The 22,895-nt window shown below is 63.2% G+C and carries 21 protein-coding genes; 13 read left to right on the top strand and 8 right to left on the bottom strand.

Translation table 11 applies throughout. The features are described from left to right. Positions 1-41: 41 nt before the first annotated feature. The 4 genes from NKI17_RS07100 to NKI17_RS07085 all read left to right on the top strand — a co-directional run bounded on the left by NKI17_RS07100 (position 42) and on the right by NKI17_RS07085 (position 4,424). Positions 42-1,127 (top strand): ABC transporter ATP-binding protein, encoded by a 1,086-nt coding sequence (locus tag NKI17_RS07100; protein ID WP_023674769.1) that lies wholly within the window; start codon positions 42-44, stop codon positions 1,125-1,127. A 33-nt stretch (positions 1,128-1,160) separates the two neighbouring features. Next, positions 1,161-2,486: an ABC transporter substrate-binding protein gene (locus tag NKI17_RS07095; RefSeq protein WP_352905557.1), complete on the top strand. Its 1,326-nt coding sequence runs from the start codon at positions 1,161-1,163 to the stop codon at positions 2,484-2,486. 191 nt (positions 2,487-2,677) lie between these two features. Continuing rightward, positions 2,678-3,529: a carbohydrate ABC transporter permease gene (locus NKI17_RS07090; RefSeq protein WP_502894452.1), complete on the top strand. Its 852-nt coding sequence runs from the start codon at positions 2,678-2,680 to the stop codon at positions 3,527-3,529. A gap of 1 nt (position 3,530) precedes the next feature. Continuing rightward, positions 3,531-4,424 carry a carbohydrate ABC transporter permease gene (locus tag NKI17_RS07085; protein WP_023674766.1) on the top strand — a complete coding sequence of 298 codons (894 nt, stop codon included), beginning with the start codon at positions 3,531-3,533 and terminating at the stop codon, positions 4,422-4,424. A 142-nt stretch (positions 4,425-4,566) separates the two neighbouring features. On the opposite strand, the gene NKI17_RS07080 is transcribed toward NKI17_RS07085, so the two are convergent. Continuing rightward, positions 4,567-5,502, bottom strand: a complete 936-nt coding sequence (locus NKI17_RS07080; protein WP_352905556.1) for an alpha/beta hydrolase — start codon at positions 5,500-5,502, stop codon at positions 4,567-4,569. A 149-nt stretch (positions 5,503-5,651) separates the two neighbouring features. Between NKI17_RS07080 and NKI17_RS07075 the strand changes: the two genes are divergently transcribed. The 5 genes from NKI17_RS07075 (at position 5,652) to NKI17_RS07055 (ending at position 13,055) form a co-directional block, all read left to right on the top strand. After that, complete coding sequence (locus tag NKI17_RS07075; protein ID WP_352905555.1) at positions 5,652-6,401, top strand: competence/damage-inducible protein A; 750 nt, start codon at positions 5,652-5,654, stop codon at positions 6,399-6,401. A 78-nt stretch (positions 6,402-6,479) separates the two neighbouring features. Continuing rightward, entirely contained in the window at positions 6,480-7,313 is an 834-nt protein-coding gene (locus tag NKI17_RS07070; protein WP_352570873.1) for a universal stress protein, read from the top strand. Between the two features lie 127 nt (positions 7,314-7,440). Further along, positions 7,441-7,941: a xanthine phosphoribosyltransferase gene (gene gpt, locus NKI17_RS07065; protein ID WP_023674762.1), complete on the top strand. Its 501-nt coding sequence runs from the start codon at positions 7,441-7,443 to the stop codon at positions 7,939-7,941. A gap of 222 nt (positions 7,942-8,163) precedes the next feature. Beyond that, the gene (locus NKI17_RS07060; RefSeq protein ID WP_352905554.1) at positions 8,164-8,652 is read left to right on the top strand and encodes an NUDIX hydrolase; all 489 of its coding nucleotides are present in this window, start codon (positions 8,164-8,166) and stop codon (positions 8,650-8,652) included. 644 nt (positions 8,653-9,296) lie between these two features. Beyond that, positions 9,297-13,055, top strand: a complete 3,759-nt coding sequence (locus tag NKI17_RS07055; RefSeq protein WP_352570871.1) for a vitamin B12-dependent ribonucleotide reductase — start codon at positions 9,297-9,299, stop codon at positions 13,053-13,055. A gap of 56 nt (positions 13,056-13,111) precedes the next feature. Here the strand turns inward: NKI17_RS07055 and NKI17_RS07050 are convergent, their stop codons facing one another. Beyond that, positions 13,112-13,483 carry an endonuclease domain-containing protein gene (locus NKI17_RS07050; protein ID WP_023674758.1) on the bottom strand — a complete coding sequence of 124 codons (372 nt, stop codon included), beginning with the start codon at positions 13,481-13,483 and terminating at the stop codon, positions 13,112-13,114. A gap of 245 nt (positions 13,484-13,728) precedes the next feature. Further along, positions 13,729-14,748, bottom strand: a complete 1,020-nt coding sequence (locus NKI17_RS07045; protein WP_352570870.1) for a GH25 family lysozyme — start codon at positions 14,746-14,748, stop codon at positions 13,729-13,731. A gap of 251 nt (positions 14,749-14,999) precedes the next feature. Here NKI17_RS07045 and NKI17_RS07040 point away from each other — a divergent pair, with 251 nt between their 5' ends. After that, positions 15,000-15,914: a hypothetical protein gene (locus NKI17_RS07040; RefSeq protein ID WP_352570869.1), complete on the top strand. Its 915-nt coding sequence runs from the start codon at positions 15,000-15,002 to the stop codon at positions 15,912-15,914. A 13-nt stretch (positions 15,915-15,927) separates the two neighbouring features. On the opposite strand, the gene NKI17_RS07035 is transcribed toward NKI17_RS07040, so the two are convergent. From NKI17_RS07035 to NKI17_RS07015, 5 genes are all read right to left on the bottom strand, one after another. Continuing rightward, entirely contained in the window at positions 15,928-16,140 is a 213-nt protein-coding gene (locus NKI17_RS07035) for a hypothetical protein (RefSeq protein ID WP_023674755.1), read from the bottom strand. Between the two features lie 119 nt (positions 16,141-16,259). Then, positions 16,260-16,658, bottom strand: a complete 399-nt coding sequence (locus NKI17_RS07030; protein WP_352570868.1) for a GFA family protein — start codon at positions 16,656-16,658, stop codon at positions 16,260-16,262. A gap of 196 nt (positions 16,659-16,854) precedes the next feature. Continuing rightward, positions 16,855-17,811: an alpha/beta fold hydrolase gene (locus NKI17_RS07025; protein WP_352570867.1), complete on the bottom strand. Its 957-nt coding sequence runs from the start codon at positions 17,809-17,811 to the stop codon at positions 16,855-16,857. 22 nt (positions 17,812-17,833) lie between these two features. Then, entirely contained in the window at positions 17,834-18,319 is a 486-nt protein-coding gene (locus tag NKI17_RS07020) for an SRPBCC family protein (RefSeq protein WP_352570866.1), read from the bottom strand. Positions 18,320-18,440: 121 nt separating this feature from the next. Then, a complete protein-coding gene (locus tag NKI17_RS07015; protein ID WP_352570865.1) occupies positions 18,441-18,689 on the bottom strand; it encodes a ParB N-terminal domain-containing protein in 249 nt (82 codons plus the stop codon). Between the two features lie 156 nt (positions 18,690-18,845). On the opposite strand from NKI17_RS07015, the gene NKI17_RS07010 reads away from it, so the two are divergent. The 3 genes from NKI17_RS07010 to kce are packed head-to-tail and all read left to right on the top strand — an operon-like array spanning position 18,846 to position 22,792. Next, positions 18,846-20,486, top strand: coding sequence for a N,N-dimethylformamidase beta subunit family domain-containing protein (locus NKI17_RS07010; protein WP_352570864.1), 1,641 nt, complete (start codon positions 18,846-18,848; stop codon positions 20,484-20,486). Between the two features lies 1 nt (position 20,487). Beyond that, a complete protein-coding gene (locus tag NKI17_RS07005; RefSeq protein ID WP_352570863.1) occupies positions 20,488-21,855 on the top strand; it encodes an aminotransferase family protein in 1,368 nt (455 codons plus the stop codon). A gap of 7 nt (positions 21,856-21,862) precedes the next feature. Beyond that, the gene (kce, locus tag NKI17_RS07000; protein WP_352755254.1) at positions 21,863-22,792 is read left to right on the top strand and encodes a 3,5-dioxohexanoate:acetyl-CoA acetone transferase; all 930 of its coding nucleotides are present in this window, start codon (positions 21,863-21,865) and stop codon (positions 22,790-22,792) included. Positions 22,793-22,895 lie beyond the last annotated feature (103 nt).

Below are 22,895 nucleotides of genomic sequence, written 5' to 3'. Positions count from 1 at the left end.
TTCCTTCGAAGTCGTTGCGGGAATCAATCGGGAGGAGATCGATGGCGTCTGTCGCGATCGGCGATGTCTACAAATCATTTGGGACCGTCGAGGTCCTGCACGGGGTCAGCGTCGATATAGACGACGGCGAGTTCGTCACGCTGGTCGGTCCTTCGGGTTGCGGAAAGTCGACCCTTCTCAGGATGATCGCCGGCCTGGAAAAGATCTCGCGCGGCCAGATCGCGATCGGCAAACGTGTCGTCAACAACGTTGCGCCAAAGGAGCGCGACGTCGCCATGGTCTTCCAGAACTATGCGCTCTACCCGCATATGACGGTCGCCGAGAACATGGCGTTCTCGCTGATGCTCAAGGGCGTTCCCAAGACGGAGAGCGATGCCGGCGTGCGGCGCGCGGCCGAAATCCTGGGACTGGTGCCGCTGCTCGACCGCTATCCGCGCCAGCTTTCCGGCGGCCAGCGCCAGCGCGTCGCCATGGGCCGGGCGATCGTACGCGACCCGCAGGTCTTCCTGTTCGACGAGCCGCTCAGCAATCTCGATGCCAAGCTCCGGGTGCAGATGCGCGCCGAGATCAAGGAACTGCACCAGCGCCTGAAGACGACGACGGTCTACGTCACCCACGACCAGATCGAGGCGATGACCATGGCCGACAAGATCGTCGTCATGCATGACGGCATCGTCGAGCAGATCGGGCCGCCGCTCGAGCTGTACGACCGGCCGAACAATCTCTTTGTCGCCAGCTTCATCGGCTCGCCCGCCATGAACATGCTCAGGGGCGAGATCGTAAGCGACGGCTCGCCGTCATTTCGCGGCGCCGGAGGGATTTCGGTCCCGTTGGCCTCGGCACTTTCCATCGGCAATGGTGAGCCGGTCGTGCTGGGGATACGGCCCGAGCATTTACGGCTGTCCGACCATCAGGGCATCCCGGTCACCGTCGTGGTGGTCGAGCCGACAGGGTCCGAAGTGCAGCTCATCGGCCGCACCGCCGGCGGCGAGGAGATCGTCGCAAACTTCCGGGAACGCCATTCCTTCACGCCAGGCGAAACCATCCGGCTTACGGCCGAGCCTGGCCTCATCCATCTCTTTCACGGCAAAACCGGACAGCGGTTCGAAACACCCATCGGGCAGTAGGACGGCAAGGACAATAAGCAGGAGGAAGCGAGCATGAAATTCACCAGACGCGACGTGATCCGCACCACCGCCGGTGCGGCGGCGGGAGCCTTGGGAAGCCGGTTCATCGGCTCTCCCGCCTTTGCCCAGGAGGGGTTGAAATACAAGCCCGAGGACGGCGCCAAGCTCAGGCTGCTGCGCTGGTCGCCCTTCGTGCAGGGCGACGAGGATCAATGGCTGGCCAACACCAAGCGCTTTACCGAAGCGACCGGTGTCGAGGTCCGCGTCGACAAGGAAAGCTGGGAGGACATCCGCCCCAAGGCGGCGGTCGCCGCCAATGTCGGCTCCGGCCCGGACCTGATGTTCGTCTGGTTCGACGACCCGCACCAATATCCCGACAAGCTGCACGACGTGACGGAACTGGGCGAATATCTCGGCTCGAAATATGGCGGCTGGCACGATGGACCGCACCAATATGCGACACGGCAAGGCAAATTCCTCGGCCTGCCGCTGGCGACCATCGGCAATGCCATCGTCTATCGCGAAAGCTGGGTGAAGGAGGCCGGCTTCTCCGAATTTCCGAAGGACACGGCAGGCTTGCTCGAGCTTTGCAAGGCATTGCAGGCAAAGGGGCACCCGGCCGGCTTCACGCATGGCCACGGCGTCGGCGACGGCAACAACTACGCCCACTGGCTGCTGTGGAGCCATGGCGGCCAGATGGTCGACGAGAGCAGCAAGGTGACGATCAACAGCCCCGAGACGCTGAAGGCGATCGAATACGCGCAGGAGCTCTACGAGACCTTCATTCCCGGTACCGAAAGCTGGCTCGACGTCAACAACAACCGCGCCTTCCTGGCCGGCGAATTGAGCGTCATCGCCAACGGCATTTCGGCCTACAACACCGCCAAGATCAACAAGGACAAGGATCCGAAGCTCACTGAGATAGCCAAGGACATCCGCACCACCAACCTGCCGATCGGCCCGGTCGGGAAATCCGTCGAGCTGTTCCAGGTGACCACGGCCGTGATCTTCGACTACACGCCCTACCCCAACGCCGCCAAGGCCTACCTGCAGTTCATGTTCGAGGATCCGCAGATGTCGCAGTGGATCACGTCGTCGGCAGGCTATTGCTGCCAGACGCTCAAAGCCTTTGACAACAACCCGGTGTGGACGGCCGATCCGAACAATGCCGCCTACGCCAAGGCCTCGGCGACGCTGCGGCCCAACGGCTATGCCGGCCCGCTTGGCTATGCCTCGGCAGCGACCATGGCCGACTATGTGCTGGTCGACATGTTCGCCAAGGCGGTGACCGGCCAGGCGACGCCGCAAGAAGCGATGGAAGAAGCCGAGAAGCGCGCAAACCGCTACTATCGCGTTTGAGCCGGGTTCAGCCGGGCAGCCATGCTGCCCGGCTGGCTTTGGACTGCGTCGCGGCCGCCCGCCGATCAATGAGACCTTAGAGGAGCCGACCCATGGCCGTGACCTCCGCTGCCGCTCAGCCACGCCGGTCGGCGCTGTCGCGCATTCTGACGTTCGTGTCCGAAAGTCATAACGCGCTTGGCTTCGGCTTCATGCTGCCGGCGGCGGCGCTGCTGCTGGTCTTCCTGACCTATCCGCTCGGGCTCGGCGTCTGGCTCGGCTTCACCGATGCCCGCATCGGCCGCCCCGGCATCTTCATCGGTATCGAGAACTACGAATATCTGTGGGATGACGCCGTCTTCTGGCTCTCCGTCTTCAACACCTTGCTCTACACGATCAGCGCCTCGGTCCTGAAGTTTGCGCTCGGCCTGTGGCTGGCGCTTATCCTCAACCAGAACCTGCCGTTCAAGTCGTTCTTCCGCGCGATCGTCCTGCTGCCCTGGGTGGTGCCGACGGTGCTGTCGGCGATCGCCTTCTGGTGGATCTACGATTCGCAATTCTCGATCCTGTCCTGGGCGCTTATGGAAATGGGCCTGATCGACCATCGCATCAACTTCCTCGGCGATCCCGAGAATGCGCGGGCTTCGGTCATCGCCGCCAATGTCTGGCGCGGCATTCCTTTCGTGGCGATCACGCTGCTTGCCGGCCTGCAGACGATTCCGCAGTCGCTCTACGAGGCCGCCACGCTCGACGGCGCCAGCCGCTGGCAATTGTTCCGCTATGTGACGCTGCCGCTGCTGACGCCGATCATCGCCATCACCATGACGTTTTCGGTGCTGTTCACCTTCACCGATTTCCAGCTGATCTATGTGCTGACGCGCGGCGGGCCGGTGAACGCCACGCATCTGATGGCGACGCTGTCGTTCCAGCGCGGCATTTCCGGAGGCCAGCTTGGCGAAGGTGCCGCGATCGCAGTTGCCATGATCCCGTTCCTGCTGGCGGCGATCCTGTTCAGCTATTTTGGCCTGCAGCGTCGCAAATGGCAGCAGGGCGGCGGAGATTGACATGACCGCGATCGAAACGAGCAAACGCCCGGAACTCGACGAAGGCGGCATGGGCTACCTGCAGAGTTTGCCGCGCCGCGTGGTGACGGTCTACCTGCCGTTGCTGATCTTCGTCATCGTGCTGTTGTTTCCGTTCTACTGGATGACGATCACGGCGGTTAAGCCCAACCTCGAGATGACCGACTACGCCAATTTCAATCCGTTCTGGGTGGTGCATCCGACGCTCGAGCATATCCGCTACCTGCTCTTCGAGACGTCTTATCCGGGCTGGCTGCTCAACACGATCATCATCTCGACCGCCGCCACGTTCCTGTCGCTGCTGGCTGCGGTGTTCGCTGCCTATGCGATCGAACGCTTGAGGTTCTCCGGGGCGCGGCAGGTCGGCCTCGCGGTGTTCCTCGCCTATCTCGTGCCGCCCTCGATCCTGTTCATTCCGCTGTCGGTGATGGTGTTCAACCTTGGGCTTTACGACACGCCCTTCGCCCTCATCCTCACCTATCCGACCTTCCTGATCCCGTTCTGCACCTGGCTGTTGATGGGGTACTTCCGCTCGATCCCGTTCGAGCTGGAGGAATGCGCGCTGATCGACGGGGCGAGTCGCTGGCAGATCCTCACCAAGATCGTGCTGCCGCTATCGGTGCCGGGCCTGATCTCCGCCGGCATCTTCGCATTCACGCTGTCATGGAACGAGTTCATCTACGCCTTGACCTTCATCCAGTCGTCCGAAAACAAGACTGTGCCGGTCGGCGTGCTCACCGAGCTGGTGCGCTCGGACGTCTATGAATGGGGGGCGCTGATGGCGGGAGCGCTGATCGGCTCGCTGCCGGTCGTGGTGCTCTATTCGTTCTTTGTCGAGCACTATGTTTCCTCGATGACCGGAGCCGTGAAGGAATAGCCAGCATCGTGATTGGGTTCGGAGGTATTCCCGGCGGCCGGGAATGCCTGGGGTAGGCACCCTGCCGGCCGAGACCGCGTTCCGGAAGGGTGTCAGCTGCCGGTGTCGGACTTCGGCGCAAATGCGCGGTCGGCAATGCGTTCTATGAAAGCGACGACCCGTTCCGGCTCGACGAATTGCGGCATGTGACCAAGCCCCTCGACAGGCTCGAAATCGAGCCCCTGATCTTTTCCATCACCGGCCAGCCTTGAATATCGATGCCCAGCACGAGATCGGAAGCACCAAACAGAATGCCGGCCGGCATGGTGATCTCGCGATAGCGTTGCTCGATGCGGCCAAGGTCGTGCTCGATGGCCATGACATCGGTCGACGTTGCATAGAAATGGCTTGGCCTCAGCCCGCACCAGCCGCCGCCCTCGACCATATAGTCGGCCGGCGCCGTCTGCGGCGAGAAAATGAAGGCAAGCGTCGCTTCGGCATATTTGAGAGCCGCCGGGATCGCCACCGTATGAGCCATGATCCGGCGCCGCAGCGGCGACTTAATGTACAGCGGACCGAACTTCTCGCGCGCGTCCGGCTCCAGATGGGTCAGCGGTGCCAGCAAGGCGATGCCGGAAATCGCCTCTGGATGCTCGATAGCCAGCGTCAGCGCGATGGCGCCACCCAGCGAATGACCGACGACCAAAGGCTTTTCCAGCCCAAGCGCGTCGATAAAGTGCCGCACGATCTCGGCCTGCTCGGGCAGCCGTCCGCTGGCGCCCCTGGCCCGCATCGAATAGCCGGAGCCCGGACGATCGAGCGCGATCAGCCGATAGTTCGGGCCGAATCGTCCGAACAGCGTGTGGCCGAATTGATGAAGCTGCGCGCCGAGGCCGTGCAGGAAGACGATCGGCCGCCCCTCGCCCGTCTCGACATAATGGATGCGGTTGCCGTCGATCTCGATGAATTTGCCACTGGCCGGCACCAGCCTTTCGGCCTTCGCCGCGATCCGCAGCGTCGCCAGCATCGGATAGGCTGCCATGACGAGCGCCAGCAGAAACAGCGCGCCGGGTAGCCATAGCAGAATCGATGCCGGCATGTCTTGCTCAGGGCTCCAAACCGGCACGCAGCATCACCCGCCGACGGGTGCACTGCAAGGGAGGTGGCACAGGTAGATCCGTCATTTGGCGGCATTGCCGCCGGCCGTTTGCCGCGCTATCTCAGGCGACCCGTTTGCCGGAGCCAGTCATGACCGAAATCGTCACCGCCGCCATGCTCGTCATCGGCGACGAGATTCTGTCCGGCCGCACCAAGGACAAGAACATCGGCCACCTCGCCGACATCATGACGGCGATCGGCATCGACCTGAAGGAAGTGCGCATCGTTGCGGACGAAGAAGACGAGATCGTCGCTGCGGTGAATGCGCTGCGCACCCGCTATACTTATGTCTTCACCACCGGCGGCATCGGCCCGACGCATGACGACATCACCGCCGATTCGGTTGCCAAGGCCTTTGGCGTGCCATGCGAATACGACGCCAGGGCCTACGCCCTGCTGGAGGCAAGCTACGCCGCCCGCGGCATCGAATACACCGAAGCGCGCAAGCGCATGGCGCGGATGCCGCGCGGGGCAGACCATATCGACAACCCAGTGTCGGTTGCGCCGGGCTTTCGCATTGGCAACGTCCATGTCATGGCCGGCGTGCCGGCGATTTTCCAGGCCATGCTCGACAATGTCGTGCCGACATTGCGAGCCGGCACCAAAATGCTGTCAGCAACCGTGGAATGCCCGTTCGGCGAAGGCCTGATCGGCGGGCCGCTGGGTGACATCCAGAAGGCGCATCCGGACACGATCATCGGCTCCTACCCGAAATATGGCGACGGCAAGTTCTGGACGGAACTGGTGGTGCGCGCCCGCAGCCAGCAGGCGCTGGACTCCGCACGCGCCGACGTAGAGGCTATGGTGGCGGGCTTGATCAAGGCAAGCCGAGTGGGCTGATCGGCCGGCCTGACGGAACCAGCATCGCGCAGTGACGTTTGTCACGGATGGGATCGCCGTAAGAAGTGAGGGACTGCCATGCGCTTCAAGACCATCGTCGCCATACTACAGAACGAACAGGACGCCGAGCGCGTCCTCGACTGCGCGATCCCGCTGGCCGGCCGGTTCCAGAGCCATCTGATCGGCATCCATGCCGAGGCGCTGCCCGTGCCCTACACCTCTGCCACCGGCTTTCCGGACACCGAGTTCCTGCAGGTTTCCGCCGATATGAACCGGGAGCGCGCCGAGAAGTTGCAGGCCGCCTTTCACAAGCGCATCGAGGATTCCGGCCTGTCGTTCGAGTGGCGCAGTCTCGAGAGTTTTTCCGGCGACAGTGCGCTGACCGGCATCTCGACCGTTCGCACCGCGGACCTGATCATCGCCGCCCAGCGCGAATCGGGCAGCGACCCGAGCGCCGACGTCGACACCCTGGTCTACGATGCCGGCCGGCCGGTGCTGGTGGTGCCGCATTCGGGTCCGCTCGTCACCAGCTTCAAGCACGTATTGCTCGCCTGGAACGGCAGCAAGGAGGCCGCGCGCGCGGCCTTCGATGCCTTGCCGTTCATCATCGAGGCCGAAAAGACCGACATCGTCGTCATCGACCCGCCGGATACGCTCGACGAGGCGCCGGAAACAGCCGGCGCCGAGATCGCCGCCTCGCTGTCCAGGCATGGCGCGACCGTCAGCGTCTCGGTGCTGAGGTCCGGCGGCGCCTCGGTCGACGACATCATCCAGACCAGGGTCGCCGAGTCGGGTGCGGACCTGCTCGTGCTCGGCGCCTACAGCCATTCCTGGCTGCGCCAGCTGCTGTTCGGCGGGGTGACGCGAACGGTGCTGCGCACCGCACCCGTGGCGGCTTTCCTGTCGCGGTAGGTTCACAGGGATAGCTGGCAGGACAATAGCTTTGCCGCGCCCTTGCCAAAGCCAAGCCTTTCCAGTTAATTCCGCGCGCATTCCATAGTGTCTGCGCGCGATGCGCGCTTTGCGGAGTGCGCGAGAGATGTCCCTGCCCGAAAAAGCCTTCCCGGTCTCCTGGGACCAGTTCCACCGCGATGCGCGCGCGCTCGCCTGGCGGCTTGCCGGCGCCAACAAGGGGCAATGGAAGGCGATCGTCTGCATCACGCGCGGCGGCCTGGTTCCGGCGGCTATCATTTCGCGCGAGCTTGGCATCCGCATCATCGAGACGGTCTGCGTCGCCTCCTACCACGATTATACCAGCCAGGGGCAGTTGCAGGTGCTGAAGGAGGTCACGCCGGCGCTGCTCGCCGATGACGGGGCCGGCGTGCTGATCATCGACGACCTCACCGACACCGGCAAGACGGCGGGCATAGTGCGCGCGATGATGCCCAAGGCGCATTTCGCCACCGTCTATGCCAAGCCGAAAGGCAGGCCGATGGTGGACACTTTCGTTACCGAGGTCAGCCAGGACACCTGGATCTATTTCCCCTGGGACATGGGCTTCACCTACCAAAAGCCGATCGCCGACGATCACGCCGGCTGATTCGCGGCAACGCCGCTTGATGCACCGAGTCCGCCCAGGGGACCTCCGCACACCGATAAAGGCGTGGCGCGACGCTGCTGCAGTCGCGCCATTAGGCTGAGATCGGCGCAGATTGACGGAATCTGGCCGATCCGTGAAACATTTTTTACTTTCATTGCTTATAATTAGCCGTAAGATTCGTGAGACGGCAAATGATTCTGGAAGCTGGGGCAAGCTTCTCCGATGTTGACGAGGCCAACGACGCACAACCATAAGGCCGAAAGGGTCCGGCGACTCTTCGGCGCGGTGCCGTACCGCCTTCAGGTTGCAGCGTTGCCTTGGCGCGATAGCGGGGACGGCGTGGAAATCATGCTGATCACCAGCCGCGATACCGGCCGCTGGGTGCTTCCCAAGGGCTGGCCGGAAGCGAAGGAGCCGCTTTGCGAAGCGGCGGCACGCGAAGCCGGCGAGGAGGCCGGGCTGCGCGGCACGATCTCACATCACGAGGCCGGCCGTTATTTCTACGCCAAGGTGCTGGCTACCGGCGAGGAAGTGCCGTGCGAGGTGCTGGTCTTCCCGCTGCAGGTCGACAAGGTCGCCGACCGGTGGAAGGAAAAGCGGGCACGCACCCGCAAATGGGTCAGCGCCGCCGAGGCTGTGCGCATGGTCAACGAACCCGACCTCAGCCAGATCATCGCCCATTTCTGCGCGGATCCGCATCAGTTCTCCTGAGTCTCAGTCGCGCATAGCCTATCGCTCAGGTGCTGTGAACGTCGTTGCCGAAGCGCCTCCACCCAGAGCCGACCCTTCCTTGCGCTCCGCTTCTATCCCCGTTATCCACATGTGTGACACACAAGATGTGGGGTCATAAAAGCTACGCAAACGAATCCTTGACGCCGCAAAACGAGTCGCCTTTTATAGGCCATGCGCTCCTGTTGAGAGTGCGACCGGAAAAGTTTCGAGGCCGGTCTTTTTCCCGGAATATGTGCGTTTTGAGCCGCATTCCCGCCTGTTTACGAGGCCGGCGAAGGCGTGGGATTTTGAAGCCTTGGGGGCGAAAGGGGAGGATTGTCGGACTTGAATAAATTGTCTGTTAATACTATATTTAGTGTTTGCAGGTAGGTTCGACGCTAGATAATGTGAATTTCCCTCGATCGAGGGCGTTACAAAAAGTTTTCAGTTTTGAGGGACCCACAGGGTCCGTCAGCGCGTTGGACAGCGGCCTCGCAAGAGGTTTGACCGGCAGGGCGGCGGAGACTGTGAAGATGAGAGCCGGCGGTTTTCGAACGCCGGCAGACGGCGGACATGCGCGTTTCGCCAAGAGGGCAGAAATCCTCTGGGAAAAGCGCTATATGTAGACAAAAGGGACCGGACCAATGCGCATCGAGCGTCGTTTCACCAAGCCAGGGCAATCAGCTTATGCGGAGATCGAATTCCGCAAGGCGCTTTCGGAGATCAAGAATCCGGATGGCTCGGTGGTGTTCCGCTTGGACAACATCGACGTGCCGGCGCAGTTCTCCCAGGTTGCCGCCGATATCCTGGCGCAGAAATATTTCCGCAAGGCTGGCGTCCCGGCACGGCTGAAGAAGGTCGAAGAGACGCAAGTCCCCTCCTTCCTGTGGCGCTCGGTCGCCGACGAGGCTGAACTGGCCAAGCTGCCGGAAGCCGAGCGCTACGGTTCCGAGACCGACGCCCGCCAGGTCTTCGACCGGCTTGCCGGCACCTGGACCTATTGGGGCTGGAAGGGCGGCTACTTCAAGTCGGAGGAAGACGCGCGCGCCTTCCGCGACGAGCTCGCCTATATGCTGGCCACCCAGCGCGTCGCGCCGAACTCGCCGCAATGGTTCAACACCGGCCTGCACTGGGCCTATGGCATCGACGGTCCGAGCCAGGGTCATTTCTATGTCGACCCGTTCACCGGCAAGCTGACCAAGTCGAAGTCTTCCTACGAGCATCCGCAGCCGCATGCCTGCTTCATCCAGGGCGTGCAGGACGACCTCGTCAATGAGGGCGGCATCATGGACCTGTGGGTGCGTGAGGCGCGCCTGTTCAAATACGGCTCCGGCACCGGCTCCAACTTCTCGTTCCTGCGCGGTGAAGGCGAAAAGCTGTCGGGCGGCGGTCGTTCGTCGGGGCTGATGAGCTTCCTCAAGATCGGCGACCGCGCGGCGGGCGCCATCAAGTCGGGCGGCACGACACGCCGCGCCGCGAAAATGGTCATCGTCGACGCCGATCATCCCGATATCGAGGAATTCATCGACTGGAAGGTCAATGAGGAGCAGAAGGTCGCCTCGCTGGTCACCGGCTCGAAGATCGTCAAGAAGCATCTCGAAGCGATCATGAAGGCCTGCATCAACTGCGAAGGCAATGGCGACGATTGCTTCGACCCGGCGGTCAACACCGCGCTGAAGCGCGAGATCAAGGCGGCCAAGAAGGACGCGGTGCCGGAGAACTACATCTACCGCGTCATCCAGTTCGCCAAGCAGGGCTACACCTCGATGTCGTTCAAGACCTACGACACCGACTGGGATTCGGACGCCTATCTCACCGTTTCCGGCCAGAATTCCAACAATTCGGTGTCGCTGAAGGACGATTTCCTGCGCGCCGTCGAGCAGGACGGCGACTGGCATCTCACCGCCCGCAAGGACGGCAAGGTGCTGAAGACGCTGAAGGCGCGCGATCTCTGGGAAAAGATCGGCTATGCCGCCTGGGCGTCGGCCGATCCGGGCCTGCATTTCAACACGACGATGAACGACTGGCACACCTGCGCCTCGGCCGGTGCGATCCGGGCGTCCAACCCGTGCTCGGAATACATGTTCCTCGACGACACCGCCTGCAACCTGGCGTCGATCAACCTTCTGCCCTACCGCAATGCCGACGGCACGATCGACATATCAGCCTACGAGCACACGGTGCGGCTGTGGACCATGGTGCTGGAAATCTCGGTGATGATGGCGCAGTTCCCGTCGAAGGAGATCGCTAAGCTTTCCTACGAGTACCGCACGCTCGGCCTCGGCTACGCCAATATCGGCGGCCTGCTGATGACCTCGGGCATTCCCTATGATTCCGACGAGGGCCGCGCCATCTGCGCCGCGCTCACCGCGATCATGACCGGCACGGCCTATGCCACTTCGGCCGAAATGGCCGCCGAGCTCGGCGCCTTCCCCGATTATGACCGCAATGCGCAGAACATGCTGCGCGTCATGCGGAACCACCGCCGCGCTGCCTATGGCGAAAGGGACGGCTATGAGAAGCTCGCCGTCAACCCGGTGCCGCTGGTCGCCTCGGATCTCAAGCAGCAGGAACTTGCCGACCATGCCAAGGCCGCCTGGGACCGCGCCATCGAGCTCGGCGAGGAGCATGGCTACCGCAACGCGCAGGCAACGGTGATCGCGCCGACCGGCACAATCGGCCTGGTGATGGATTGCGATACCACCGGCATCGAGCCCGACTTCGCGCTGGTAAAATTCAAGAAGCTGGCCGGCGGCGGCTATTTCAAGATCATCAACCGCGCGGTGCCCGAAGCGCTGCGCACGCTCGGCTATTCCGAGGCCCAGATCGCCGAGATCGAGGCCTATGCCGTCGGCCACGGCAATCTCAACCAGGCGCCGGGCATCAACCCCGGCTCGCTCAAGGCAAAAGGCTTTACCGACGAAAAGATCGCAGCACTCAATGCGGCGCTGAAGTCGGCCTTCGACATCAAATTCGTCTTCAACCAATGGACGCTGGGCTCTGACTGGGTGAAGGAGACGTTCGGCTTCACCGACGAGCAGCTCAATGATTTCTCGTTCGAGATGCTGCCGGCGCTGGGCTTCTCGAAGAAGGACATCGAGGCCGCCAACATCCATGTCTGCGGGGCGATGACGCTGGAAGGCGCGCCGTTCCTGAAGGCCGAACACCTGCCGGTGTTCGACTGCGCCAGCCCGTGCGGCAAGATCGGCAAGCGTTCGCTGTCGATCAACAGCCACATCATGATGATGGCGGCGGCGCAGCCCTTCATCTCCGGCGCCATCTCCAAGACCATCAACATGCCGAACGACGCGACGGTGGAAGACGCCAAGGGCGCCTACATGCTGTCGTGGAAGCTGGCGCTGAAGGCCAACGCGCTCTATCGCGACGGCTCGAAGCTGTCGCAGCCGCTCAACGCCTCGTTGCTTGCAGACGTCGAAGACGACGAGGACGAAGCCATCGAGCAGCTGATCGCGGCGCCGGCCGCACAGCGCGCCGTGCAGGTGACCGAGAAGATCGTCGAGCGCGTCGTCGAACGTCTCTACCGCGACCGCGAGAAACTGCCGAACCGCCGCAAGGGCTATACCCAGAAGGCGGTCGTCGGCGGCCACAAGGTCTATCTGCGCACTGGCGAGTTCGATGACGGTCGTATCGGCGAGATCTTCATCGACATGCACAAGGAAGGTGCGGCCTTCCGGGCGATGATGAACAACTTCGCCATCGCCATCTCGCTCGGCCTGCAATATGGCGTGCCGCTCGAGGAATTCGTCGAAGCCTTCACCTTCACCAAATTCGAGCCGGCTGGCATGGTGCAAGGCAATGACGCCATCAAGAACGCCACGTCGATCCTCGACTACGTCTTCCGCGAACTCGCCGTCTCCTATCTCGGCCGCCACGACCTCGCCCATGTCGACCAGTCGGACTTCGACAAGACGGCGCTCGGGCGCGGCATCAACGAAGGCAAGGCAACGCCCTTCTCCAAGGGCCTGACCCGCGGTGCCTCGCCGGTCAAGCTGGTGTCGGGTGCCGAGCCGAAGGGCTTTGCTGGCTCGGGCTCCGGAACTCCAGCCCGTACCGCCCCGACCGCCTTCTCCGGCTCCAACGTGCTGACGCTGAAGCCGGCCAGCGACGAAGCCATCGCCTATAAGCGCGACTACGAGGAGCGCGCCAGGGAACTGGTCGAGGACATCGTCTACGCGGAAGCCTCCGACCCGACGGAGCTGTTCACCGATGAGGCCGCGAAAGAAGCAGCCGAAGCCAAAGCACTCGCCGCCAACCGGCGCCAGCAATCGCTCATGCAGGGCTACACCGGCAACGAATGCTCGGAATGCCACAACTTCACGATGGTGCGGAACGGGACTTGCGAGAAGTGCGATACTTGCGGGGCCACGAGCGGGTGTAGCTGAGGAGCTGAGGTCGCGCCCTCCCTTCTCCCCTTGTGGGAGAAGGGAAGAGCGCGCGATTACCGCCAAGGCTGCAAACTGTCATCGCGGACGTAAGCGATGATGGTGTCGCAGACTGCGTTCAGATCCCGCAGCACGTCGTCATTCCAGAAACGCAGTACACGAAAGCCCCTCGCCTTAAGTTCGGCGTCCCGCTCCCGGTCATAGTTCGAATCCGCATGCTGGCTGCCGTCGATCTCGATGATCAGTCTGGCCTCGGCGCAAATGAAATCGGCGATGAACTTGCCGACCGGAACTTGGCGCCGAAATTTGATGCGATCGAGCCTACGTCCGCGCAGTTCGTGCCACAGGCGGTCTTCCGCTTCCGTCGGCTCGCGTCGCATTGAGCGGGCGAAGCGACGTTTAGTGGGCGCAACGGGCTGATGCGGCATGGGGCGACGTTATCCAATCCTGGGGACGACCTCCAAGGAATCCTCAGATAAGGGCCGACGTTCGAGACCAACCAAAGGGGATGGCGCGGCGCCTCCCCTTCTCCCCTTGTGGGAGAAGGTGGCGAGGTCGGATGAGGGGTGCTCCAGCTTGGCACCGACGCACTCCGTCCAACACCCCTCAACCGTCTTGGCGCTGCGCGCCAATCCACCTTCTCCCACATGGGGAGAAGGAAGAAGCTGCCGCGCTACTCCGCCTCGGCCACCATCTGCCGGCCGCCCACCCAGTCGCGCCAGGCCCTCTCATCGCCGTGGAAGACGTTGAGGTCTATGCGGCCTCTTACGCCGTGCGACAGGCCGGAGCCGGAATATTGCCAGAACAGCCATTTGCGCCCGGGATAGACCTTTGACGGGTGCGCGGCCACGGCGCGCAGCCAGAACGGATAATCGGGGAAGGCGCCCCTGAGATTGTCGCGGTAGAAGTCGGGCGCGGTGTAGATGATCGGCCGCTGGCCGTAGTGGCGCTCCAGCCTGTCCATGAACACCTGCATCTTCTCCAGCACCTTTTGCCGCGACGGGCGACGCTTGCAGCTGGATTCGCCGTTCCACTCGACGTCGATCACCGGCGGCAGCGCGCCCTCGACCCTCGGCACATTGCGGATGAACCAGTCGGCCTGCTCGCCGGCGGTGCGGCACCAGTAGAAGAAGTGGTAGGCGCCGCGCTTGAGGCCGGCGGCGTCGGCACTGCGCCAGTTTCTGGTGAACATCGGGTCGAGATGGTCGCCCCCGTCGGTGGCCTTGATATAGGCGAAGTTGGCGCCCTGGGCACGCAGCTTTCCCCAGTTCACATTGCCCTGCCAGCGCGAAACGTCGACGCCGTGGACGGCGAGACGCCTCGGCGAGGATGCCTTGCCGAAATTGATCGGCTTGGCATCGCGAAAACCATAGCGCGTGACCGGTTCGGCAAGCATTGCTGGTGCCGCGCGTGTCAGCCGCTTCGGCGGCGACATCAGCGCGATCACCTCGGCCGGCGGTTCGACGTCCTGATCGGGTACGTCCATCGCGACCGGCTGTTCGTCCTGCTCCTGTTCGGCAAAAGCGGGCGCAGCATCAGTTTTCGCCACGGACGCCACCGGCGCGGGTGGCCGCACAACCGAGCTGGTGGTCTCGCTGGACGGCACTTGCAGCGCATCGACGCCGGAGGTTGACGTGCAGCCGGCAAGGCACAGCGCTGCGATCGAAAAGATGACGACGCCTGATAACCGCATCTGGACCTGTACGCAAAACACAACAGACCGAAGGCAGGACAACGCCGCCGGACAAACCAAGCTGGATTCCTAACAAGAAACTACCAACAAAGTTTGAATCGAATTGTTAGGGCTTTGCAGCGGGACGTTGGCCGGGCGGAAGTGTGCTAGCCCTCCAATGTTCGGCCACGTCGCTGCCTCGGCTTGACAACTCACGGCATGAGATTAGTCTCTACTAATCTTACGGTGTAAGGCACCACGTGGAGGACGTCATGCAGCCCGCCGCCCTGTCAGAATTGCAGCCCGTAGTCCCGCCGGAGCCATGCTCGCCCGCCATCGGGGTCGACGAGATACCTCGCAACCTCAGTCGCGCCATCGAACGCGCCGAGGTCAATGCGTGGCTCGATCTCTATCGCGCCGCCCCGGCAGACTTTGCCGCAAGGCAAAGCCTTGCCATCGCCGAAGATGGCGATCTCGTCTGGACCACCTGCACGACGATCCCGTTCATCCATTTCAACTGTGTCAAAAATTTCGGCGTCGAGAGCGCGGCCACCGAGAGCCGGCTCGACGCACTTCTGGCGCATTATCGCGACGCCGGCATTCTGCGGCCCTGGTTCTACACCAATCCACACACCGAGCCGGCGACGCTCAGCTGCTGGCTCGAGGCGCGCGGCCTGCAACGTCAGGGCGGCTGGGAACGCATCTTTCGCGACGCGACGCCATTGCCCGCTGAGCCGCTTTTCCCGACGGAGGATGCCTCGGTCGAGCGGGTGACGCCGGCAACGGCAAGGGAATGGGCTGGGTTCATCGACAGCCAATATCGGTTGCCGACCTCACCGTGGTTGCTGGCGCTGGCCGGCCGACGCGGCTGGCATCATTACATGCTGCGGCGGGAAGACGCGGTGGCGGCGGTGCGCTCGATGTTCATCGGCGCCGACGGCATGGCCTGGAGCGGCATCGACGCGCCGGTGCCCGGCATCATGGCGCCGAGCTTCGACCTCGATGCAATGCTCGGCGAAGCGATGGTGCGCGACGGACTTGCGGCCGGTGCAAAACTGTTCGTGGCCGATATCGAGGCGCCGCGAGCCGAACGTGAGGGGCCAGCCTACCGCAACTATGCACGCCTCGGCTTCAAGCTTGCCTATTTCCGCAGCCATTACAGCTATTTGCCGGCAAATTCCGGCTGACCGCTTCAAGACCCTAGCTGCACAACCACAGCTTGTGACAGGTCGTGGCCATCAGGTGGGCCGGCGGTACAAAGCGATCGTTGACCGGCGCATCATCGTCTACCCGGCGGACCTTTTCTTCGAGCAGCGTGCGAAGTTGTGCCGGTTGCACGCGGTCGCGCTCCATTACCAGCTTGATCATCGGATCGCTCAAGAGTTCATCCAGGGTGTTGATGCTGTCGTTCATCCGTCGCCTCCTCGACTGCCTGCCCGCATGCCAATAGATAGGCAGCAATGATGGCCCGCCAATGACGCTTTGCCGGCTATCTCGTGTCGCTTCGGATTAAATTTTGTCCAGATTCCACCTCAAGCCGGAGGTGGCGCGCCTTCAAACTGCGGCAGGCCGTCGTCGATCTGCAACCAGGGCTGCTTCGAGGCGGTCCAGATATGCATCTCAGGCCTGAACAACGAGGGATCATCGAGCGAGCCGGTGGTGATGCCGATAATGCCGGCGGAATCGCGCCGGGAAAACATCGTCGTGCCGCAGCGCGGACAAAAGCCGCGCTTGAGATCGGGCGAGGAATTCACCGTCGCCAGCGGTCCGTCGACCGTCACATCATCGATGCGGAACAGCACGCGCGCGTTGAAGGCGGCACCCAGCGCCTTCTGGCACAACCGGCAATGGCAGACGCGCTCATTGATCGGTGCCGCCTCGGCGCGGTAGCGCACCGCACCGCACAAACACCCGCCCTGATATCTTGCCATCACCCGCGTCCCTGCCCTGTGAGGATAGGCGGCATACCTATCGATAGGCGTGGCAGCGTCAATTGAAAAGCTTTGATGGCGCCATCTATAGCTGTGATGCGGCCAATACACGATTGGCCGATGCGCCGGGCCAAGGCCCCATGGGCGACATGCCGGCCATCTCGCGGAAGACGGCCGGCAGACAATTGACTGGGCGTCAGTTCGTTTCGTTGACGACCTCGTCCCAGGTCTTGACCTTGGTCTGGCCATTGAGGAACGGCAGCGCGGCAGCTGTCAGTTCCGGCGCGAAGAACACATCGTAGTGGGTGCGGTTCGGCACGATCGCCAGGCGGTTCTGCGACAGGTTCTCGCGCATCCAGCCGGCGTCCTTCAACCCGCCGCCGAGCATCTGATAGAACTTGATCTCGTGCTCGGGCCGGTACATGTCGCTGTCGCCGAACACCAGCATCACCGGCATTTTCAGCTTCGGCACGTCGGCCGAATAGTCGTAGTCCTTGCGGATATAGGCGCCGAGCTGGTCGAGCAGTTTCGGAAAATCCTCCGGATGCGGCGCAACCGCGACGTAGGATTTGTACATCGGTGTGTCCTTCATCATGTCGGCCATCGCCGCGCCGACCTGTGCCTGCTGGCCACGCATCTCGGCATAGAAGCCGTCCGCGGCGTAGCCGGTCGAGACCAGCACCAGGCGGCGCACCGTTTGGGGATGCTGGACGGCCATGCGGAAGGCGACGCCGCCGCCCAGCGAATAGCCCATCACGTCGACCTTGTCGTAGCCGAGCGCCTTGACGATCGCCGCCATGTCGTCGCCCATCGCCTCCAGGCTGAGCGGCCGGTCGCCGAGCGCGGTGCGGCCATGGCCCTGCAGGTCGACCCCGATGACGGTGCGGTTTTCGGTAAGCTTCGGCAGGATCGGCGCGAACATGTCGGTCGTGCCGAGACCGCCATGCAGCAGAAGCAGCGGCTCGCCCTTGCCGTAGACGGCGTAATAATAGTTCAGGCCGTTAATCGGCAGCAGGCCGGATTTTTCCGGCGTCGGCAGTGTTGCGGTTGCGGTCGTCATGGCGGGCTTGGCCTCCTCTGCGTTGATGGTGCCCGGCGCGGCAAACAGCGCGGCGGCCGAGGCGAAAATGGCGAAAAATACCGATCTGGACATCAGTCTCCCTCTCCCGTTTGCATCAAAGTCGCTTGGCGACCTCCTCAAGCTGTTCGGCGCACTGGCCCCAGCCCTCGTGAAAACCCATTTTCTCGTGCTGTTCGCGGTCGGCGACCGACCAATGCGCGACGCGGGCAATGTAGCGGGTCTTGCCCTCGCCCTCGTCCTCGAAGGTCAGCACGACCGTCATGAACGGCTTTTCGGACGGCTCCCACGCCTTGGTATAGGCATCGGTGAAGACGAGCTTCCTGCCCGGCACGACTTCGAGGAAGACGCCGGGACTCGCAAACTCGTTGCCGTCGGGACCGGCCATGACGACCAGGCTGGTGCCACCGGCGCGAACGTCCATCTCCGCTCGCGGCGTCGTCCACGGCTTCGGCGCGAACCATTGCGTCAAGAGCTTCGGCTCGGTCCAGCAGCGATAGACGTTCTCGCGCGGCGCATCGATGATGCGGGCGAGAACCAGCTCGCGGTCGGAGTTGGGGGCGACGTCGAGCTTGGTGGTCATGATGTTTCCTCACATGTCGGTTTTGGCTTCCGTGTCTAGGACGAACCGACAAGACGCAAGCCGACACGGTCCGCGAAAAAATCCGCGGGACAGGAGATTCGAACGACGGAAATAAGTGGCTTCAGTGGCGCTTGGCTTGCACCAGATAGGCGTCGATCTCGGTCTCGCCGAGCCACTTGGCGGCTTCCAGCCGATGCAACCCTTCGACCAGGATATGGCGCTTGCCGTCATGGCGCACCTGGATCGGCATCTTCATGCCGTTTTCCAGAATGTCCTCGGCCAGATTGCGGACAGTCTCGGGATGCAGCGTCTTCTTGCGCGCCGTCGGCACGTAGATATCGTTGACCCTGACCTTTTGCACTCTCAGCATATCGGCTCCCGTGGCGGACAAGGCCGCCCTTTGTGAGATAGTCTGTTTGGCCGGCAAGGCCAAGGGAGCAGCCCGGCAATGGCTGGCCCGATCGTTTCCAATTGACGCTTGGCCGGCGGATGGCCGAAATGGCGGCCTTCGACCTTAGCGGTGTTCATGAACCATTTGCCGACCGAGTTTCCCGATTTCGGACTGACGCCGGAGCAGCGACGCCAGGCGGTGCGCAGCCATTACTGGGAATGGCCCGGTATGGATGGCAGGCGCGGCGAAATCTGGTGCTACAGCGACCGTTTTTCCTACCGTCCTGGCGACATGGTGGCACTGCATGTCAGTTCGACGGCCGCCAGTTTCGGCATCGCGATCATCCGCGACGGCGGCGCGGAAACGACAATGTTCGAAGGGACCGGAATCGCGGCGCGCTGGCAAGATACGCCGGACCAATGTTCGGTCGAAGGCTGCGGCTGGCAAGCGTCGTTCGAGTTTCGCATCGGCGACGACTGGCCGTCCGGCGCCTATCGCGTGACGCTGACGGCAGATGGCCGGGACGGCAAGCCGATCCGCTGCCACCATCTTTTTATCGTCGCGCCGCAGCCCGGCAAGAAGCCTGGCCGTGTGCTGCAGGTGGCGGCCACCGGCACCTGGCTCGCCTACAATACATGGGGCGGTTCCAACCATTACGAAGGCATCACCGGGCCAGGCCGGGACCAATATGCACGAATGGTGTCGACGCAGCGGCCTTGGTGCCGCGGCTTCGTCGTGCTGCCCAAGGATGCGCCGCGCGTGCCGCTCGAAGTCGCGGTGCCGCCGAAAACCGTGCCGCGCTATCCGCACATGGAATGGGCCTTTGCCACCGGCCATTCGAAGAAATACGCCTCAGCCGGCTGGGCAAGCTACGACAGCCATTTCTTCCGCTTCGCCGAGCGTGCCGGCTACGCCGTCGATCTCGCCAGCCAGCACGATCTGCATTTTTCGCCCGACATTCTCGACGGCTATGACTGCGTCGTCTTCGTCGGCCACGACGAATATTGGACCTGGGAAATGCGCGATGCGGTCGACACCTATGTCGAGCGCGGCGGTCATGCGGCGCGCTTTGCCGGCAATTTCATGTGGCAGACCAGGCTGGAGGACGAAGGCCGCCGGCAGGTCTGCTACAAATACCGCGCTCGCGCCGACGACCCGGCCTATCGCGGCGGCGATATGAGGCGCGCCACCAATTCCTGGGAAGCGCCGGAAATCGGCCGGCCGGGTGCGGCGACCTTCGGCCTCAACGCGACAAGAGGCGTCTATGCCGGCTGGGGCGGCTGCGCGCCGCGCGGCGTGCGCGGCTTTCCGGTCTACCGGCCGGAGCATTGGGCGTTTGCCGGCACCGGCATCTACTATGGCGATCTGCTCGGCGCCGACAGCCATGTCTATGGCTACGAGGTCGACGGGCTCGATTTCGAGATCCGCGGCGGCCTGCCCTACCCCAAGCCCGACAGCGGTGCACCGGACGGGCTGCAAGTGCTGGCCGTCGGCATGGCGAGCCAGGTCGAGGAAAGCGCCGACATTGCGTTCGAGGACCAGTTTCTCGGCGACGAGGACGGACGCTTCACCGCCGAGACGCTGTTCGGCGAGGCAAGCGATGCCAACCTCGACAAGGTCAAACGCGGCAACGGCATGATCGTCAATTTCCCGCGCGGCAAAGGCGAGGTGTTTCACGCCGGAAGCTGCGAATGGATTGCCGGCCTGCTAAGGCAGGATGCGATGGTCGAGCGCGTCACCAGAAATGTCCTCGACCGCTATCTTGGAAAGCCATGACATGTTGAAGTCTCCTGCCCCGGAAACTCGCGAAGCCTCGCATCTGTTTTATCTATCCAGCGTGCGCCGGCCGCTGATCGACCGCGCCGAAGGCATCTACATGTGGACGCAGGATGGCCGCCGCTTCATCGACGGATCGAGCGGCCCGATGGTCGCCAATATCGGCCACTCCAATCGCAACGTGCTCGACGCGATGAAACGGCAGATGGACCGCGCCACCTTCGCCTACCGCCTGCATTTCGAGAACGAACCGGCAGAGGAGCTCGCGCGGCAGCTGGCGGCCAAACTCCCCGAAGGCCTGGACCGCATCTTTTTCGTCTCCGGCGGCTCGGAAGCAACGGAATCCTGCGTCAAGCTGGCGCGGCAGTGGGCGGTCGCCACCGGTCAGCCCAGCCGCTGGAAGGTGATCACGCGCTTTCCGTCCTATCATGGCGGCACGCTCGGCGCGCTCGCCGTCACCGGCGACGATGCGCTGTCCGAAACATTTGTGCCGATGATGCAGATGATGCCGACCGTGCCGGCGCCCATCGCCTGGCGCGACCGCGACAATCTTTCGATGGAACAGCGCGGCATCCGCTACGCCGACATGCTGGAGGAAAAGATCCTCGCCGAGGGACCGCAGAGCGTGCTCGCCTTCATCATGGAGCCAGTCGGCGGCGCTGCCACGGCAGCACTGGTGGCGCCGGACAGCTACTATCCGCGCATCCGCGAGATCTGCGATCGCTACGGCATCCTGCTCATCCATGACGAAGTGATGAGCGGTGCCGGCCGCACCGGAAAATTCCTCGGCGGCGACCACTGGAACTGCAAGCCCGACATCGTCGCGCTGTCGAAGGGGCTGGGCTCTGGCTACGCGCCGCTCGGCGCGCTGGCGGCACCGATGCGGCTGGTGCAGCCATTGCTCGCGTCGGGCGGCTTCCAGCACGGCCATACCTATGCCGGCAATCCGCTCGCCTGCGCCGCCGGGCTCGCCGTGCTCGGCGAGATGGACCGTCTCGGCCTGATCGCCAACGCGGCTGTCATGGGCGAGCTTTTGATGGACGAGCTGAAGGGATTGGCGAAGCGGTTTCCGTTCATCGCCGACATCCGCGGCAAGGGCCTGCTGACCGGTGCCGAAATGGTCGCCGACCCAGAAACGCTGAGGCCGATCGAGCCGGCAAAGAAGGCCACCCAGCGGCTGCTCGACCTCGCCTACGAGCGCGGCCTGATCATCTACGGACGCAAGGTCAAGGGCGGTGTCGACGGCGACAATTTCATGGTCGCCCCGCCGATGATCGTCACCGCCGCGCAGATCGGCGAGATCGTATCCATCATCGGCGACTCGCTCGAGGTGCTGGCCAGCGAGCTCGACCTGCCGGTCGAAGGTTGAGGCGACCATGGCACCGCGCAAAGTCATTATCACCTGTGCCGTCACCGGGTCGGTGCACACGCCATCGATGTCGCCACATCTGCCAGTGACGCCGGACCAGATCGCCGCAGACGCGATCGCCGCCGCCGAAGCCGGCGCCGCGATCCTGCATCTTCACGCCCGCGACCCCAGCGACGGGCGGCCGACCGCCGACCCCGAGGTGTTCATGCAGTTCCTGCCGCGCATCAAGCAGGCGACCGATGCGGTGATCAACATCACCACCGGCGGATCGTCGCTGATGACGCTCGACCAGCGGCTGGCCGCGCCGCTCAGGGCCGAGCCGGAAATGTGTTCGCTCAATATGGGTTCGATGAATTTTGCGCTGTTCCCGATGCTCGAGCGGCCGCGAGAATGGCAGCACGAATGGGAGCCGAAGCTGCTCGAGGCTACCCGTGACACGATCTTCAAGAACACCTTTGCCGATATGGAGACGGTGCTGGAAAAGCTCGGGCGCGGCTGTGGCACGCGTTTCGAATTCGAGTGCTACGATGTCGGCCATCTCTATTCGCTTGCGCATTTCCGCGACCGCGGGCTGGTGTCGGGACCATTGTTCATCCAATTCGTGTTCGGCATATTGGGTGGTATCGGCGCCGATCCAGAAAACCTGGTCCACATGAAGCGCATCGCCGACAAACTGTTCGGCGAGAGCTACCGGTTTTCGGTGCTGGCCGCCGGACGCCACCAGATGCCGATGATCTCGATTGCGGCGGCAATGGGCGGCAACGTCCGCGTCGGGCTGGAGGACAGCCTCTACGACGGGCGCCAGCTCGCCAAGTCCAATGCCGACCACGTCCGCCGTATCCGCAGCGTGCTGGAAGGGCTGTCGCTGGACGTCGCAACGCCGGCCGAGGCACGGCAGATGCTGGCGCTCAAGGGCGGCGACCGCGTGGCGTTCTGAGGGGAAGGCAATCTGAAATGTTTGGCTCCCGGCCCACCCCCCTCTGTCCTGCCCTCTTTACCACTACTTGGCATCTCCCCCTCAAGGGGGGAGATTGGCAGCT

The sequence above is a fragment of the Mesorhizobium sp. M0816 genome (assembly GCF_040320005.1).
In the GTDB taxonomy this organism is placed as follows: domain Bacteria; phylum Pseudomonadota; class Alphaproteobacteria; order Rhizobiales; family Rhizobiaceae; genus Mesorhizobium.
This window is presented reverse-complemented; position numbering and strand designations above follow the sequence as displayed.

Bases quoted from the DNA above. Each gene is read 5' to 3' on its own strand.
- gpt (WP_023674762.1), top strand. From the start codon at position 7,441: ATGTCCCTGCCCGAAAAAGCCTTCCCGGTCTCCTGGGACCAGTTCCAC.
- NKI17_RS07070 (WP_352570873.1), top strand. From the start codon at position 6,480: ATGCGCTTCAAGACCATCGTCGCCATACTACAGAACGAACAGGACGCC.
- NKI17_RS07075 (WP_352905555.1), top strand. From the start codon at position 5,652: ATGACCGAAATCGTCACCGCCGCCATGCTCGTCATCGGCGACGAGATT.
- NKI17_RS07005 (WP_352570863.1), top strand. From the start codon at position 20,488: ATGTTGAAGTCTCCTGCCCCGGAAACTCGCGAAGCCTCGCATCTGTTT.
- NKI17_RS07045 (WP_352570870.1), bottom strand. From the start codon at position 14,748: ATGCGGTTATCAGGCGTCGTCATCTTTTCGATCGCAGCGCTGTGCCTT.
- NKI17_RS07080 (WP_352905556.1), bottom strand. From the start codon at position 5,502: ATGCCGGCATCGATTCTGCTATGGCTACCCGGCGCGCTGTTTCTGCTG.
- NKI17_RS07020 (WP_352570866.1), bottom strand. From the start codon at position 18,319: ATGACCACCAAGCTCGACGTCGCCCCCAACTCCGACCGCGAGCTGGTT.
- NKI17_RS07085 (WP_023674766.1), top strand. From the start codon at position 3,531: ATGACCGCGATCGAAACGAGCAAACGCCCGGAACTCGACGAAGGCGGC.
- NKI17_RS07060 (WP_352905554.1), top strand. From the start codon at position 8,164: ATGTTGACGAGGCCAACGACGCACAACCATAAGGCCGAAAGGGTCCGG.
- kce (WP_352755254.1), top strand. From the start codon at position 21,863: ATGGCACCGCGCAAAGTCATTATCACCTGTGCCGTCACCGGGTCGGTG.
- NKI17_RS07010 (WP_352570864.1), top strand. From the start codon at position 18,846: ATGAACCATTTGCCGACCGAGTTTCCCGATTTCGGACTGACGCCGGAG.
- NKI17_RS07035 (WP_023674755.1), bottom strand. From the start codon at position 16,140: ATGAACGACAGCATCAACACCCTGGATGAACTCTTGAGCGATCCGATG.
- NKI17_RS07090 (WP_502894452.1), top strand. From the start codon at position 2,678: ATGCTGCCGGCGGCGGCGCTGCTGCTGGTCTTCCTGACCTATCCGCTC.
- NKI17_RS07025 (WP_352570867.1), bottom strand. From the start codon at position 17,811: ATGTCCAGATCGGTATTTTTCGCCATTTTCGCCTCGGCCGCCGCGCTG.
- NKI17_RS07055 (WP_352570871.1), top strand. From the start codon at position 9,297: ATGCGCATCGAGCGTCGTTTCACCAAGCCAGGGCAATCAGCTTATGCG.
- NKI17_RS07030 (WP_352570868.1), bottom strand. From the start codon at position 16,658: ATGGCAAGATATCAGGGCGGGTGTTTGTGCGGTGCGGTGCGCTACCGC.
- NKI17_RS07040 (WP_352570869.1), top strand. From the start codon at position 15,000: ATGCAGCCCGCCGCCCTGTCAGAATTGCAGCCCGTAGTCCCGCCGGAG.
- NKI17_RS07015 (WP_352570865.1), bottom strand. From the start codon at position 18,689: ATGCTGAGAGTGCAAAAGGTCAGGGTCAACGATATCTACGTGCCGACG.
- NKI17_RS07050 (WP_023674758.1), bottom strand. From the start codon at position 13,483: ATGCCGCATCAGCCCGTTGCGCCCACTAAACGTCGCTTCGCCCGCTCA.
- NKI17_RS07100 (WP_023674769.1), top strand. From the start codon at position 42: ATGGCGTCTGTCGCGATCGGCGATGTCTACAAATCATTTGGGACCGTC.
- NKI17_RS07095 (WP_352905557.1), top strand. From the start codon at position 1,161: ATGAAATTCACCAGACGCGACGTGATCCGCACCACCGCCGGTGCGGCG.